The 15,133-nt window shown below is 60.9% G+C and carries 15 protein-coding genes; 6 read left to right on the forward strand and 9 right to left on the reverse strand.

The genetic code is table 11. The annotated features are described in order from the left end of the window. Positions 1-14: 14 nt before the first annotated feature. Both AC1DQM_RS19510 and AC1DQM_RS19515 read right to left on the reverse strand, forming a co-directional pair. Positions 15-275, reverse strand: coding sequence for a hypothetical protein (locus AC1DQM_RS19510; RefSeq protein ID WP_018929330.1), 261 nt, complete (start codon positions 273-275; stop codon positions 15-17). 56 nt (positions 276-331) lie between these two features. Beyond that, positions 332-1,072 (reverse strand): SDR family oxidoreductase, encoded by a 741-nt coding sequence (locus tag AC1DQM_RS19515; RefSeq protein WP_086944166.1) that lies wholly within the window; start codon positions 1,070-1,072, stop codon positions 332-334. A 125-nt stretch (positions 1,073-1,197) separates the two neighbouring features. Here AC1DQM_RS19515 and AC1DQM_RS19520 point away from each other — a divergent pair, with 125 nt between their 5' ends. The 4 genes from AC1DQM_RS19520 to mgrA all read left to right on the forward strand — a co-directional run bounded on the left by AC1DQM_RS19520 (position 1,198) and on the right by mgrA (position 4,064). Next, a complete protein-coding gene (locus AC1DQM_RS19520) occupies positions 1,198-2,088 on the forward strand; it encodes a LysR family transcriptional regulator (protein ID WP_477746717.1) in 891 nt (296 codons plus the stop codon). A gap of 128 nt (positions 2,089-2,216) precedes the next feature. Then, complete coding sequence (locus AC1DQM_RS19525) at positions 2,217-2,399, forward strand: type II toxin-antitoxin system HicA family toxin (protein ID WP_018929327.1); 183 nt, start codon at positions 2,217-2,219, stop codon at positions 2,397-2,399. After that, positions 2,396-2,860 carry a type II toxin-antitoxin system HicB family antitoxin gene (locus AC1DQM_RS19530; RefSeq protein WP_008005174.1) on the forward strand — a complete coding sequence of 155 codons (465 nt, stop codon included), beginning with the start codon at positions 2,396-2,398 and terminating at the stop codon, positions 2,858-2,860. The genes AC1DQM_RS19525 and AC1DQM_RS19530 overlap by 4 nt, the downstream gene beginning before the upstream one ends. 166 nt (positions 2,861-3,026) lie before the next feature. Continuing rightward, positions 3,027-4,064, forward strand: a complete 1,038-nt coding sequence (mgrA, locus tag AC1DQM_RS19535) for an L-glyceraldehyde 3-phosphate reductase (protein WP_018929326.1) — start codon at positions 3,027-3,029, stop codon at positions 4,062-4,064. A gap of 51 nt (positions 4,065-4,115) precedes the next feature. On the opposite strand, the gene tauD is transcribed toward mgrA, so the two are convergent. From tauD to AC1DQM_RS19570, 7 genes are all read right to left on the reverse strand, one after another. Then, complete coding sequence (gene tauD / locus AC1DQM_RS19540; protein WP_019581737.1) at positions 4,116-4,958, reverse strand: taurine dioxygenase; 843 nt, start codon at positions 4,956-4,958, stop codon at positions 4,116-4,118. A 39-nt stretch (positions 4,959-4,997) separates the two neighbouring features. After that, a complete protein-coding gene (gene tauC, locus AC1DQM_RS19545; RefSeq protein WP_018929324.1) occupies positions 4,998-5,846 on the reverse strand; it encodes a taurine ABC transporter permease TauC in 849 nt (282 codons plus the stop codon). Next, the gene (gene tauB / locus AC1DQM_RS19550) at positions 5,843-6,637 is read right to left on the reverse strand and encodes a taurine ABC transporter ATP-binding subunit (protein WP_018929323.1); all 795 of its coding nucleotides are present in this window, start codon (positions 6,635-6,637) and stop codon (positions 5,843-5,845) included. The genes tauC and tauB overlap by 4 nt, the downstream gene beginning before the upstream one ends. Positions 6,638-6,653: 16 nt before the next feature. Further along, positions 6,654-7,631 (reverse strand): taurine ABC transporter substrate-binding protein, encoded by a 978-nt coding sequence (tauA, locus tag AC1DQM_RS19555; protein ID WP_018929322.1) that lies wholly within the window; start codon positions 7,629-7,631, stop codon positions 6,654-6,656. Between the two features lie 290 nt (positions 7,632-7,921). After that, positions 7,922-9,505, reverse strand: a complete 1,584-nt coding sequence (gene gshA / locus AC1DQM_RS19560) for a glutamate--cysteine ligase (RefSeq protein WP_064615825.1) — start codon at positions 9,503-9,505, stop codon at positions 7,922-7,924. A gap of 214 nt (positions 9,506-9,719) precedes the next feature. Further along, entirely contained in the window at positions 9,720-10,103 is a 384-nt protein-coding gene (locus tag AC1DQM_RS19565) for a PaaI family thioesterase (RefSeq protein WP_018929320.1), read from the reverse strand. Continuing rightward, positions 10,103-12,427 carry a Tex family protein gene (locus AC1DQM_RS19570; protein ID WP_018929319.1) on the reverse strand — a complete coding sequence of 775 codons (2,325 nt, stop codon included), beginning with the start codon at positions 12,425-12,427 and terminating at the stop codon, positions 10,103-10,105. Before AC1DQM_RS19570 ends, AC1DQM_RS19565 begins: the two co-directional genes overlap by 1 nt. Positions 12,428-12,789: 362 nt before the next feature. On the opposite strand from AC1DQM_RS19570, the gene ompR reads away from it, so the two are divergent. After that, complete coding sequence (ompR, locus tag AC1DQM_RS19575; RefSeq protein ID WP_007939544.1) at positions 12,790-13,530, forward strand: osmolarity response regulator transcription factor OmpR; 741 nt, start codon at positions 12,790-12,792, stop codon at positions 13,528-13,530. A 115-nt stretch (positions 13,531-13,645) separates the two neighbouring features. Then, positions 13,646-14,959, forward strand: coding sequence for an ATP-binding protein (locus AC1DQM_RS19580; protein ID WP_007939543.1), 1,314 nt, complete (start codon positions 13,646-13,648; stop codon positions 14,957-14,959). Positions 14,960-15,133 lie beyond the last annotated feature (174 nt).

Genomic DNA, 15,133 nt, shown 5'->3' on the forward strand with positions numbered 1-15,133 from the left:
TCGACCGGTGGCGCTCAGGTCTCGCTGCTCAACACCATGAACAGCACCAGTGCCGCCACCGGTACGCCGAACACCGCGCTGCCCACCACCAGTTCCGCGCTCAACGGTTGGCCAGCGTTGACCATTCCGACTGCGCCGTTGATCAAGGTCAACGCCAGCCACAGCACGACAAAGCTGTAGGCCAGGGTCTGACGAGAGAAACCGATTTTCTCGCCGATGAACAGCATCAGTGCCAGCAGGATCAGGCCGAAGAAGATGATGATCGTGGTGTGCATGATGCGTTCCGTCCTTCAGATGTGTGCTGCCTTACGGCCCAATACATCGAGCATAGTTAAACCAACCCGCCGTTAACGCGCAGGATTTGCCCGTTGACCCAGGCCGAATCCGGGCCGACCAGGAAGGACACGACGCGGGAGATGTCTTCTGGCTGAGCCAGGCGTTCCAGCGGTGGCATCTTGGCGAAGGTCTGGATCTGTTCTTCGCTCTTGCCGTGCAGGAACAGGTCGGTGGCGACCGGGCCCGGGGCCACGGCGTTGACGGTGATGTTGCGACCGCGCATTTCCTTGGCGAACACTTGGGTCAGGGATTCCACTGCCGCTTTGCTGGCGATGTACACCGCATAGCCCGGCAGGTTCATGCCGACGGTGCTGCTGGAGAAGTTGATGATCCGGCCACCACTGTTCAGGCGCGTTGCCGCTTCACGCAGAGTGTTGAAAGTGCCGCGAGCGTGGATGTTGAAGTTCTGGTCGAACAGTTCGTCGCTGTGTTGCGCCAGCGGCAGCACTTTGAGGATGCCGGCGTTATTGACCAGCACGTCGACCTTGCCCAGTTGGGTTTCGGCTTCGTCGAACAGCCGGCGTACATCGTCGGCGTTGGCCACATCAGCCTTGATCGCTATGGCCCGGTGACCGGCCTGACGCAGTTTTACCACCAGTGCCGACGCCTCGGTGGCGCTGTTAGCGTAGTTGATGGCGACGGCGAAACCCTGGGCGGCCAGTTGCTGGGCGATCACGGCACCAATGCCGCGGGAGGCGCCGGTCACGATGGCAACTTTCGAAGTTTGAGTAGTCATGGCGTTGATTCCTTGGAGTGGCTGGTGTGTGGAGCCAGATTCACATGTTTACTCAGGGCGATAAATGCACGAGAGTTGCCTTTACTGTTCAATAATCGCCAACAATCGATCGTCAGGAGCGCCGTATGGATCAAGTCAAGGCGATGAAGGTTTTCGTGCGGATCTACGAGCGCAGCAGCTTCACGCTCGCGGCCGATGACCTGAACCTGCCGCGTGCCACCCTGACCCATACGCTGAATCAGTTCGAAGCCTGGCTCGGCACCCGTTTACTGGAGCGCAGCACGCGCAAGGTCCGTCCTACGCTGGATGGCGAGGCGTACTACTTGCGTTGCGTGCAGTTGTTGGCAGAACTGGAAGAAGCCGAACTGGCATTTCGCGGCGTTGCGCCGAAAGGCCGATTACGGGTGGATCTGCATGGCACGTTGGCCAAACACTTTGTAATCCCGGCGTTGCCGCAATTCATGGCGCGCTACCCGGACATCGAACTGTCCATCAGCGAAGCCGACCGCTTCGTCGACCTGATCGCCGAAGGCGTTGATTGCGTGTTGCGCGCCGGCACCTTGGGCGATTCGGCGCTGATCGGTAAACGTGTCGCCAACCTGCGCCAGATCACCTGCGCCAGCCCGGCTTACCTGCGTAAATACGGCGAACCGAAAAGCCTCGAAGACCTGAAAAACCACCGCGCGGTGAACTACGTTTCGCGCACCACGGCCAAGCTGTTTCCATTCGAGTTCATGGTGGATGGCGAGCTGAAAGAAGTGGCCATCGATGGCGCGTTGTCGGTGTTCGGCGCGGAGATTTATGCGGCCTCGGCAATTGCCGGATTGGGGCTGATTCAGTGCCCGCATTACCGAATGGAAACGCAGATTGGCCAAGGGTTGGTGCAGGAAATCCTCACCGACACACCGCCGCCATCGATGCCGGTTTCGGTGTTGTATCCGCATAACCGACACATGTCGCCACGGGTTCGAGTGTTTGTGGATTGGTTGGGGGAGGTGTTTGCGGGTGCCCGGTAACCGATGGTCTGCGAGCAATCTGGCCTGCTTGTGTTCGGCTAATATTTATCAGAGTGTGTATCGTGTGTATTGAAGGTGTGATCATCGCGTAATGTGCTCAGCAGATGCTGCCCACAAGGACGAAGGTGATGCGAAGTCGGGAAATGATCAGGATGATCGAGGAGGATGGTTGGTATCTGGTGGCCGTGAAAGGTAGCCATCATCAGTACAAGCACCCGTGTAAGTCAGGCAGGGTGACGATAAAACACCCTGATTCGGATCTTCCAAAAGGCACGATCAACAGCATATTGAAACAGGCGGGTCTGAAATGAGGCCCGACATCGGAAACGAAAGCCTCGAAGGGGCCACATCACAGGAAGGACTCATCGAAATGAAATTCCCGGTCGTTCTGCACAAGGATGCCGACTCAGAATACGGAGTGATTATCCCGGACGTGCCGGGATGCTTCTCCGCAGGCGCTACAGTGGCGCAGGCATTTGAAAACGTGAAAGAAGCGTTGGCTTTGCACTATGAAGGTCTGGTCGCCGATGGTGATCCACTTCCGCAGGTGCGTGAAATTGACGCTCATCTTGATAACCCTGATTACGCTGGCGGTGTGTGGGGTGTGGTCGAATTCGATATCACACCCTATTTCGGCAAGTCGGTGCGCTTCAATGCCACGCTTCCTGAGCAGTTGCTTGAGCGTATCGATCAGACGGTCAGACGAGATCAGCGATATAGCTCAAGGTCTGGCTTTTTGGCGGCTGCCGCGCTACGTGAGTTGTCGGCGTAAGTGTTGGGCGTGGATATCGACTCTATGGGGGAACTCAGTTTTTCATAATCTATGAAACGTTTCAGCAATTAGTCGAATCCGGGGTTTCCTGGCGTTTGTCTGGGCGTATGCTGGGCAGCTTGCAAAGCAGTCGATACCCCATTCAAGACCCACAAGAGAGGATTCGATGACCTACACCGCTGCCGAGAACCGCTACGACTCTATCCCTTACCGCCGCGTAGGCCGCAGCGGGCTGGTGCTGCCGGCACTGTCGCTGGGCCTGTGGCACAACTTCGGCGACAGCACGCCGATCGACACCCAGCGCTCGCTGCTGCGCACGGCGTTCGATCTGGGCATCAACCACTTCGACCTGGCCAACAACTATGGCCCGCCGTACGGCAGCGCCGAGATCAATTTCGGTCGTTTGCTGCGCGAAGACTTCAAGCAGTACCGCGATGAGCTAATCATCTCCAGCAAGGCCGGTTGGGACATGTGGCCCGGCCCTTATGGCCAGGGCGGCGGGTCGCGCAAGTATGTGCTGGCCAGTCTCGATCAGAGCCTGCAACGCCTGGGCCTCGATTACGTGGACATCTTCTATTCCCACCGTTTTGACCCGGACACCCCGCTGGAAGAAACTGCCAGCGCACTGGCCACGGCCGTGCAACAGGGCAAGGCATTGTACATTGGCATCTCGTCTTACTCCGGGGTGAAAACCCGGGAAATGGCCGCGTTGCTCAAGGAGTGGAAAGTTCCGCTGCTGATCCACCAGCCGGCCTACAACCTGCTCAATCGCTGGGTGGAAAAGGACCTGCTGGATGTCACCGACGAACTCGGTACCGGCGTGATCGCCTTCACGCCGTTGGCGCAGGGCCTGTTGACCGACAAATACCTCAATGGCATTCCGAAGGATGCGCGGGTCAATCGCCCGGGCGGTGATTCATTGCAGTCCTCTCACCTGTCCGAAGCCAACATCGCCCAAGTGCGGGCGCTCAATGAAATCGCCAAGCGTCGTGGTCAGAGCCTGGCGCAACTGGCGTTGGCCTGGACCCTGCGCGATCCACGGGTGACCTCGGCGCTGATCGGCGCGAGCCGGCCGGAGCAGATCATCGAGAACGTCGGTGCGCTGAAGAACCTGAGTTTTAGCGTGGAAGAACTGGCGGAGATTGATCGATTTGCCCAGGAGGGCGGGATCAATTTGTGGGAGAAGCCTTCGATGGCTGAGTAACTGAGTACTACTCGTTCCCACGCAGCGTGGGAACGATCAGGAACTGGCGGATCAGCGAAAAAACGGCACATCCCCCAACACCGTCGCTCGCTGCATCACCCGCCGTGCCGGGCGGTAATCATCCACCGCGTAATGCTGGGTCACGCGGTTGTCCCAGAACGCGATGTCGTCTTTCTGCCAGCGCCAGCGAATGGTGAAGTCCGGCCGTGTGGCGTGGGCGAACAAAAACTTCAGGAGCGCTTCGCTCTCGGTTTCCGACAGTTCGTTGATCTTCGATGTGAAGCCCTCATTGACGAATAACGACCGGCGCCCGCTCACCGGGTGCGTACGAATCACCGGGTGTGACAGCGGCGGGTTCTTGCGCCGGGCTTCTTCCCACTGGGCCAAGGCTTCCGGCGTGTTGCCATAGCGCTCCAGTGGAAACGAACGGGTGAAATCGTGAGTGGCGGTCAGCCCTTCGAGCAAGGTTTTCATCGGCGCGGACAACGCTTCATACGCCGCAATGCCGCTGGCCCACAGGGTGTCGCCACCAAACTCCGGCAGCAACTTGGCGCTGAGCACCGCACCCATCGCCGGAGTCGGCAGGAACGTCACATCGGTGTGCCAGATCGCGTTGTCCCGCACGTCGGTGATGGCGGTGTCGAGGATCAGCACTTCCGGTTGTTCCGGCACGTTCGGGTAGATCGGATGAATATGCAGGTCGCCGAAATAAGCGGCGAATCGCGCCTGTTGCTGTGGCTCGATCGGCTGGTTACGGAAGAACAGCACCTGATACTTGAGCAGCGCCTGTTCGATGGCGTCGCGTTGTTCCACGTTCAGCGGCTGGCTGATGTCGACGCCGCTGATTTGCGCGCCGAGGGCGCAGCTGAGGGGGACGATGGTCAAGTTACTCATGGCGGTTCTCTTCAATCCAGGGTGTCGACACATGAATATTCAGTGAGCCTGGCCATGCCACGGCACCAGTTTGCGTTGCAGGGCGCGCAGGCCCATCTCCATGGCGAAGGCGATCAGCGCGATCACCAGAATCCCCAACACCACCACATCAGTGACCAGGAACTGCGCCGCCGACTGCACCATGAAGCCCAAACCGCTGGTGGCAGCGATCAACTCGGCAGCCACCAGCGTCGACCAACCCACCCCCAAGCCAATGCGCACACCGGTCAAAATGTCCGGCAAGGCACTGGGCAGAATCACATGGCGAATCAACTGCGCCCGAGTCGCACCCAACGACTGTGCAGCGCGCAATTTCGCCGGGTCGACGGTGCGCACGCCGGTGGCGGTGGCGATGGCAATCGGGGCGAAGATCGCCAGGTAGATCAGCAACACTTTCGATAGCTCACCGATGCCGCACCAGATCACGATCAGCGGCAAATAGGCCAGGGGCGGAATCGGGCGGTAAAACTCGATCAGCGGATCGAGAATGCCGCGAGCAATGCGGTTGTGGCCGATGGCAATGCCGATCGGCACCGCGGTCAGCACTGCGAAGCCCAGGCCCAAACCGATGCGGCTGAGGCTCGCGCCCAAGTGCTGCCACAAGGTCGAATCCATGTAACCGCTGGTCACCAGCAACCAGCCTTTTTGCAGCACGGCGGAGGGGGGCGGCAGGAACAGTGGTTCGATCAAACCGGTGGCGGTGACGGCCCACCAGATCGCCAACAGCGCGATCAGTGTCAGCACGCTGATCCAGCGGGTGCTGATACGGCGGCGTAGCGCGATCACCGCCGAGCCCTTCACCTTTGAACCGGGTTTTACCGTTGCGGCGGGAATTCCATAGCTGCTCATGCGTGCTCCTGCCGCTGGACGGCACTGCGTTGGGAGAACACTTTGGCGAGCACGTGTTCGCGGGTTTCGATAAAACGCGGGTCGGACTTGATCGAGCGCGCCGATTCACCTGCGGCGTAACGTTGGCCAAAATCCAGGCTCAGGCGCTCGACGATTTGCCCGGGATTCGGCGCCAGCAGAATCAGGTCGGTGGCGAGGAACACCGCTTCTTCAATATCGTGGGTAATCAGGAACACCGGTTTGGCGGTGCGTTGCCAGACTTGCAGCAGCAGCTCCTGCATCTGTTCGCGGGTGAAGGCATCCAGGGCGCCGAAGGGTTCGTCCATCAGCAACACCCGAGGGTCGGCGGCGAGGGCGCGGGCCAGGCCGACACGTTGTTTCTGCCCGCCCGAGAGTTGCCAGATGCGGCGGTTTTCGAAACCGGAAAGGTCTACCAGCGCGAGCATTTCCCGGGCGCGCTGTTCACGTTTTTCCCGCGCGGCGCCGGCCAGTTCCAGGCCGAAGCCGACGTTGGCCAGCACGTCCTGCCAAGGCAGCAGGGCGTCGTCCTGAAACACCACGCCGCGCTCGGCGCTCGGGCCTTTGACCGGCACGCCGTCAAGGGTGATGCGCCCGGCGCTGGGCTCGACGAAACCGGCAATCAGGTTCAACAGCGAAGTCTTGCCACTGCCGGAAGGGCCGAGGGCGACCAGCAACTGCCGGGGCCCAAGGCTCAGGGAAATATCCGCCAGCACAGGTTCCGCTGCACCGGGGTACTGTGCGCTGATGCGCTCCAGCTGTAGCAAAGCCATCGCGGTTAACTCCCGATCAGTTGGTGATGTACTTGGCGCTGACGTACGGCGCGTAGTCCGGCAGCACGGCCTCGACCTTGCCCTGTTCCTTGAGGAACGCCGCGGTGTCGGTAATGGCCTTGGTGGTCGGCGCGCCGAGGGTGATCACCTGATCAGCCGCCAGCGGATACACGTTGCCTTGCAGCAGCAGCGGAATATCGCTGGCCTTGGCACCGGAGAGTTTCACCAGTTTGTCGACGTTGCTTTGGTTGGCCAGCCAGGCTTGCGGATCCTTGCGGTAGTCGGCGTAGGCATCGAGGGTCACTTTGGCGAATGCGGTGACGATCTCCGGATGCTTCTCGGCGAAGTCCTTGCGCACGATCCAGGCATCGAAGGTCGGCGCGCCGAACTTGGCCAGTTCGCCGGAAGTGATCAGCACTTTGCCGTTTTCCTTGGCCACACCGAGCGCCGGGTCCCACACGTAGGTGGCGTCGATGTCACCGCGTTTCCATGCCGCGATGATCGCTGGCGGCGCGAGGTTGAGCACGGTGACTTTCGACGGGTCGATGTTCCAGTGTTTCAGCGCTGCAAGCAGGCTGTAGTGGCCGGTGGAGACGAACGGTACGGCGACTTTCTTGCCGATCAGGTCTTGCGGGGTCTTGATCCCGGACCCGTCGCGCGCGACCAAGGCTTCGGCGGCGCCGATCTGGGTGGCGATGAGGAAGGTTTCCACCGGGACTTTGCGGGTGATTGCCGCCGTCAGGGGGCTGGAGCCGAGATAGCCGATCTGCACATCACCGGAAGCGATGGCGGCGATGATGTCGGCGCCGCTATCGAATTTGCGCCAGTCGATACTGGCTTTGGTGGCTTTTTCGTAGGCGCCGTCGGCTTGGGCGACTTTGGCCGGGTCAACGGTGGTCTGGTAGGCGACGGTCACGTCTGCCGCCTGAGCCAGGAAACTCGCCGCAGCCAGCGACGCGGCCACCAGGAGGCGAAGGGGGGAAATCAGTTTCATGGGGAAGCTCCTTTTCAGACGACCGGGAGTCGGCGTGAAAAAGAGACTAAATGATATAAGAAACTTAAAATAAATAACTTTTTAGAATTAGCATATGAGCGGAAAATTCTAAGGGAGACTGTTGTGGCGAGGGGGCTTGTCGGAACGCCGCCACTGCCCCGTTCGGCTGCGCAGCAGTCGTGATGCAGGCGACTCGATTTATCCGAAATATTGCGCGTGTCGTTTTTGGGACTGCTGTGCAGTCCAACGGGGGCAAGCCCCCTCGCCACAGGGGGACCTGCTCTGGCAGTTTAGTTGCTGATCGCCAGAATGCTCGCCTGATACGACCCGACAAACACATCGAAATCGCCGACTTCGTTCTGTTCAAGTTCAGCCTGTTGAGCCAACGACGAACGCGCCAACTCTTCAAACCTGGCCTGTTCTTCGCCTGAAAGCGGCTCGCTGCGGAAAAACTCCGCATGCGCCTGGCTTTGGCGCAAGGAGAACTGGGCGAAGCTTTCCTTGTGCTCGGCCATCGCTGCCAGCACCTGGGCCGATGGCGTCAGGGACGAGTCCTGGACCTTGGCCATTTGGGCGTCCAGCGCCTTGCTGTGGGCATCGCCGCCATGGCTCTGATCCAGCAGCGCCGCCAGTGGTGCAATCTTCTCCAGCAATTCGCCCGCCCATTCCTTCATGTCCACCGCTTGCCCGTCGCGTTGCAGCTGCAGGCCCGGACGACGACCTTCCTTGACCACGCTGAGGAAGTTCGACGTTGCGTTACCGCAGCTGGTACTGGTCAGCAGCGGGCTGTCGTTCAGCGCGCAGTACAGCAGGAATGCGTCGAGGAACCGTGATTCGGTGAGGTCGATGCCCATCGGCAGGAACGGGTTGATGTCCAGGCAGCGGACTTCGACGTACTGGATGCCACGGGCCACCAGCGCCTGAATCGGCCGTTCGCCGGTGTAGGTCACGCGCTTGGGGCGGATGTTGGAGTAGTACTCGTTTTCGATCTGCAGGATGTTGGTGTTGAGCTGAACCCATTCACCGTCCTTGTGCGTACCCACCTCGACGTACGCTGGATACGGCGTAGCCACCGCTTTGCGCAGGCTGTCGGTGTAGCTGGTCAGGTCGTTGTAGCACGGCGTCAGGCCGGCCTGGGCGTTGCTCTGGTAACCCAGATCGCTCATGCGCAGGCTGGTGGCGTACGGCAGGTACAAGGTGTCCGGATCCAGTTGTTCCAGTTGATGCGAGCGACCGCGCAGGAAACCGGCGTCCAGCGCCGGCGAGGCGCCGAACAGGTACATCAGCAGCCAGCTGTAGCGACGGAAGTTGCGGATCAGCGCGATGTAGGCTGACGACTGATAATCGCGGTCGGTGCCGACAAAGCCTTCGGCCTCTTTGAGCAGCGGCCAGAGCTTTTCCGGCAGGGAAAAGTTGTAGTGGATCCCGGCGATGCACTGCATGGTTTTGCCGTAACGCAGGGCCAGGCCCTTGCGATAGACGTACTTGAGCTGACCGATGTTGGAGGTGCCGTAATAGGCGATCGGGATGTCTTCCTCGGCCGGCAACGGGCACGGCATCGATGGACTCCACAGGTACTCGTCGCCGAGTTTGCTGTAGGCAAACCGGTGAATCTTGTCCAGGCTCGCCAGCGTATCCGCCGGGTCTGGCAGGGCCGGCGTGATGAACTCCAGCAGCGACTCGGAGTAGTCAGTGGTGATTTGTTCGTTGGTCAGCGCGGAACCCAATGCTTCGGGGTGCGGCGTTTGCGCCAGGCGCCCTTCGCCTGTCACGCGCAGGCATTCACGTTCGATGCCGTGAAGGCACTGTTCGAGCAGAGAGAGGTTAGCGCGCTCGCCGAGCAGAGCCAGGCGGCGGTTGAGAAGTTCGCTCAAGTTGGATTCCTTCACGCGTCAGTCGCCCCAATATGGGGGTGGGCAAGACGGTCTACAAGGGTGAAGTTGAAACTGGCGTTTTCGCCTGGTTCTTGAGCCATACAGGCCCGTATTGAAAGGCCAACTTCAATCCTTGAATCTGGCAGACACGAGCGAAGGAAACTCCGACGCTGTAGTCACAGCGCCGAAATTAACTCAAATTGATGATTGGGGGCTACAGGACAGCGAACGTGCCTTGTGCTTTTGCGACCAGTTTGTCGCCTTGCATCACATCGGCCTCGACGACAAGCGTGCGACGGCCCGGGTGGATCACCCTGGCCGTGCACATCACTTCACCGTCGGCGACAGCGCGGATGTAGTTGATCTTGCACTCGATGGTCGCGCTTTGCTGGTCAAAACCGTGGGTGCTGGAGCAGGCCAGCCCCATGGCAATGTCCACCAGACTGAACAAAGCCCCGCCGTGCAGCTTGCCGCCGCGATTGCGCAACTGTGGCTCCAGCGCCAGGGCGACTTGCGCCACCCCGGTGTCCAGGCTGTGCAAGCGACACCCCAGCAGCTTGAAAAACGCGCTTTCGGTCAAGCCGGCCGGGATCTCCATCAACGTTTCTTCAACTGCTTGGCGTTGGCGAACAGCGACGCCATGGCGTTGTTGGTCGGGGCCGCTGCCGGGGTTTCCTTGCGCGGCGCGGTGTTCTGGGACTGGCGCGGAGCCGACCCCGGACGTGCACCACGGGCACCGTCGATCTTCTCGCCCGGGGTGTCGCTCATGCGCATCGACAGGCCGACGCGTTTGCGCGGGATATCGACTTCCATGACCTTCACCTTGACCACATCACCGGCCTTCACCGCTTCGCGTGGATCCTTGATGAACTTCTCCGACAGCGCGGAAATGTGCACCAGACCGTCCTGATGCACGCCGATGTCGACGAAGGCACCGAAGTTGGTCACGTTGGTGACCACGCCTTCGAGGATCATGCCCAGTTGCAGGTCCTTGAGGTCTTCGACGCCGTCCTGGAACTCGGCGGTCTTGAACTCGGGACGCGGGTCGCGGCCAGGTTTTTCCAGCTCTTGCAGAATGTCGGTGACCGTCGGCAGGCCGAACGTTTCGTCGGTGTACTTCTTCGGGTCCAGGCGCTTGAGGAACGCGGCGTCGCCGATCAGCGAGCGAATGTCGCGGTCGGTTTCAGCGGCAATGCGCTGCACCAGCGGATAGGCTTCCGGGTGAACCGCCGACGAATCCAGCGGGTTGTCGCCATTCATTACGCGCAGGAAGCCGGCGGCCTGTTCGAAGGTTTTTTCACCCAGTCGGGCGACTTTCTTCAATGCCGCACGGGTTTTGAACGCGCCGTGTTCGTCACGGTGGGCAACAATGTTCTGCGCCAGGGTCGCGTTGAGGCCGGAGATGCGCGCCAGCAGCGCCACGGAGGCGGTATTCACGTCCACGCCCACGGCGTTCACGCAGTCTTCGACCACTGCGTCCAGGCCGCGCGCCAGTTTCAGCTGCGACACGTCGTGCTGGTATTGGCCAACGCCGATGGATTTCGGATCGATTTTCACCAGCTCGGCCAGCGGGTCCTGCAAGCGACGAGCGATGGACACCGCGCCACGGATCGACACGTCCAGGTCCGGGAATTCCTTGGAAGCCAGTTCCGAAGCCGAGTACACCGATGCACCGGCCTCGGAGACCATGACTTTGGTCATCTTCATGGCTGGGTATTTTTTGATCAGTTCAGCCGCCAGCTTGTCGGTTTCGCGGCTGGCGGTGCCGTTGCCGATGGCGATCAGGTCCACCGAATGCTTGGCGCACAGGGCGGCGAGCACGGCGAGGGTCTGGTCCCACTTGTTGTGCGGCACGTGCGGGTAAACCGTGGCGTGGTCCAGCAGCTTGCCGGTGGCGTCGACCACGGCGACCTTGCAGCCGGTGCGCAGGCCCGGATCGAGGCCCAGGGTGGCACGCGGGCCGGCCGGCGCGGCCAGCAGCAGGTCGTGCAGGTTGTGGGCGAACACGTTGATCGCTTCGGTTTCCGCGCCGTCGCGCAGCTCGCCCAGCAGATCGGTTTCCAGGTGGGTGTAGAGCTTGACCTTCCAGGTCCAGCGCACCACTTCGCCCAGCCATTTGTCGGCGGCGCGGTTCTGGTTCTGGATGCCGAATTGCTGGCCGATCATGCCTTCGCACGGGTGCATGGTGCCCGGCAGTTCGTCACCGACTTTCAGCGCGGAGCTGAGAATGCCTTCGTTGCGGCCACGGAAAATCGCCAGTGCGCGGTGGGACGGCATGCTTTTCAGCGGTTCGTCGTGTTCGAAGTAGTCGCGGAACTTGGCGCCTTCCTCTTCCTTGCCGGCGATCACGCGGGCACTGAGGGTGGCTTCCTGCTTGAGGTAATTGCGCAGCTTGTCCAGCAGACCGGCGTCTTCGGCGAAGCGCTCCATGAGGATGTACTTGGCGCCTTCGAGGGCGGCCTTCACATCGGCCACGCCTTTTTCGGCGTCGATGAAGCGCGCCGCTTCGGTTTCCGGGTTCAGGGTTGGATCGTTGAACAGGCCGTCGGCCAGTTCGCCGAGGCCGGCTTCCAGGGCGATCTGGCCCTTGGTGCGGCGCTTCTGCTTGTACGGCAGGTACAAGTCTTCGAGGCGGGTCTTGGTGTCGGCGAGCTTGATGTCGCGCTCAAGTGCAGGGGTCAGCTTGCCTTGCTCCTCGATGCTGGCGAGGATGCTGATACGCCGTTCGTCGAGTTCTCGCAGGTAGCGCAGACGCTCTTCCAGATGACGCAGTTGCGTGTCATCGAGGCTGCCGGTCACTTCTTTCCGGTAGCGGGCGATGAAGGGCACCGTGGAGCCTTCATCGAGTAGCGCGACGGCCGCTTCGACCTGTTGTGGGCGGACGCCGAGTTCCTCGGCGATGCGGCTGTTGATGCTGTCCATAAAACCACCTGACAAATTGTGAAAGCAGGCTCGCAGGCGCGGAAATAGGGCCTTCGCGAGTCTGGTTGAGCGGCCTGGCGAGCGCCGCTACCTGGATCAACAGGCATTGCCGTTGACCCGTGAAATCGAACAATTACTGCCAGCGCCATGAAAATAAAAAGTGGTTACCGGCAATAACGATCAGACGTTGCCTGACACAAAAGGCCGCGCATTATAACCAGCGTTCTGTCATTCGGGGGCATTGCAGGCTGTAGGCGAAAAGACTGGTTTTCTGGCGGTGAAGGAAAAATCTGCTAACAATGCACACGGTGCGTATAACGGCAGCTACGCCATAATGCGCGCCGAGATCAAAGGAGCATCCAATGAGCAGCACTGCACAAACTGCTGAAGGCGAAAAAATTCTTATCGTTGACGACGATCCAGGGCTGAGCAGCCTGCTGGAACGCTTTTTCGTCAGCAAGGGCTACCGTGCCCGCGCCGTCCCGAACACTGAACAAATGGACCGCCTGCTGGCGCGTGAAGTGTTCAACCTGGTCGTCCTCGACCTGATGCTGCCCGGCGAAGACGGCCTGACCGCCTGCCGCCGCCTGCGCACGGCGAACAATCAGATTCCAATCATCATGCTCACCGCCAAGGGCGACGAGCTGAGCCGCATCAAGGGCCTGGAACTGGGCGCCGACGATTACCTGGCCAAGCCGTTCAACCCGGACGAGCTGATGGCCCGGGTCAAAGCGGTGCTGCGGCGCCAGGCAGCACCGGTGCCGGGTGCGCCGGGCAGCGAAGACGAAAGCGTGACCTTCGGTGACTACGAGCTGTCCCTGGCCACCCGCGAACTCAAGCGTGGCGACAAAGTGCACATGCTCACCACTGGTGAGTTCGCGGTGCTCAAGGCGCTGGTCATGAACGCCCGTCAACCGCTGACCCGCGACAAGCTGATGAACCTGGCCCGTGGCCGCGAGTGGGATGCCCTGGAGCGTTCCATCGACGTGCAGATATCCCGTCTGCGCCGGATGATCGAGCCCGATCCGTCCAAACCGCGCTACATCCAGACCGTCTGGGGCGTGGGCTACGTGTTCGTTCCGGATGGCGCCGCCACGAAGTGATCGGTGATTTGTAGGAGCGGGTCCTGCGGGCAACGGGTCGGATGACCTTTCCCGCAGACTCGCGATCCGCAATATGCGAGCATCGCTCGCTCCTGCAAGTGTGTAGCGGTTACCCATGAAAACCCCTGTTTGGTTCCCCCAGAGCTTCTTCTCCCGCACCCTGTGGCTGGTGCTGATCGTCGTCCTGTTCTCCAAGGCGCTGACCCTGGTTTATCTGTTGATGAACGAAGACGTGCTGGTGGATCGCCAATACAGCCACGGCGTCGCCCTGACGCTGCGCGCCTATTGGGCCGCCGATGAAGAGAACCGCGCGAAGATTGCCGATGCCGCGACCCTGATCCGGGTGGTAGGGGCCGGTGTGCCCGAAGGCGAGCAGCACTGGCCGTACAGCGAGATCTACCAGCGACAGATGCAGGCCGAACTGGGTGCCGACACCGAAGTACGATTACGCATGCACTCGCCACCGGCGCTGTGGGTCCGGGCGCCCAGCCTGGGCGATGGCTGGCTGAAAGTGCCGCTGTATCCGCATCCGTTGCGCGGCCAGAAAATCTGGAACGTGCTCGGCTGGTTCCTCGCCATCGGCTTGTTGTCGACTGCTTCGGCGTGGATTTTCGTCAGCCAGCTCAATCAACCGTTGAAACGTCTGGTCTATGCCGCGCGGCAACTCGGTCAGGGCCGCAGCGTGCGTCTGCCGATCAGCGACACGCCGAGTGAAATGACCGAGGTCTATCGCGCCTTCAATCAGATGGCCGAAGACGTCGAACAGGCGGGGCGTGAGCGCGAGCTGATGCTGGCCGGGGTGTCTCACGACCTGCGCACGCCGCTGACCCGTTTGCGGCTGTCCCTGGAACTGATGGGCGATCACAGCGACCTGACGGACGACATGATCCGCGACATCGAAGACATGGACGCGATTCTTGACCAGTTCCTGGCCTTCATTCGCGACGGTCGTGACGAGTTGGTGGAAGAAGTGGACCTGAGCGATCTGGTTCGCGAAGTCGCCGCACCGTACAACCAGAACGAAGAAAAAGTGCACTTGCGCCTGGAGCCGATCCAGCCGTTCCCGTTGCGTCGGGTGTCGATGAAGCGGCTGCTGAACAACCTGATCGGCAATGCGCTGCATCACGCTGGCAGTGGAGTGGAAGTGGCGGCTTATGTGTCCGGGGATACCAGCGCGCCGTATGTGGTGCTGAGTGTCATGGACCGTGGCGCGGGGATTGATCCGTCGGAGCTGGAAGCGATTTTCAACCCGTTCACCCGTGGCGATCGGGCCCGGGGCGGAAAGGGGACGGGGTTGGGGCTGGCGATCGTGAAACGGATCGCCTCGATGCATGGCGGGAATGTCGAGCTGCGCAACCGCTCCGGTGGTGGGCTGGAAGCGCGGGTTCGGTTGCCACTTGGGTTGATGTTGCCGCGGGATGCGGTTTAAGCGTCGTACACAACCTCTGTGGCGAGGGAGCTTGCTCCCGCTCGGTTGCGCAGCGACCGTGAAATCAGGCAACCGTATTTCAATGAAAAACCACGGTTGCCGGTTTCGGGAGTCCTTCGGCCTGGACCACCAGCCCGGTTCAGCGGGAGCAAGCTCCCTCGCCGCAGGGCCTGA

It is taken from the genome of Pseudomonas sp. 01L34 (genome assembly GCF_056400265.1).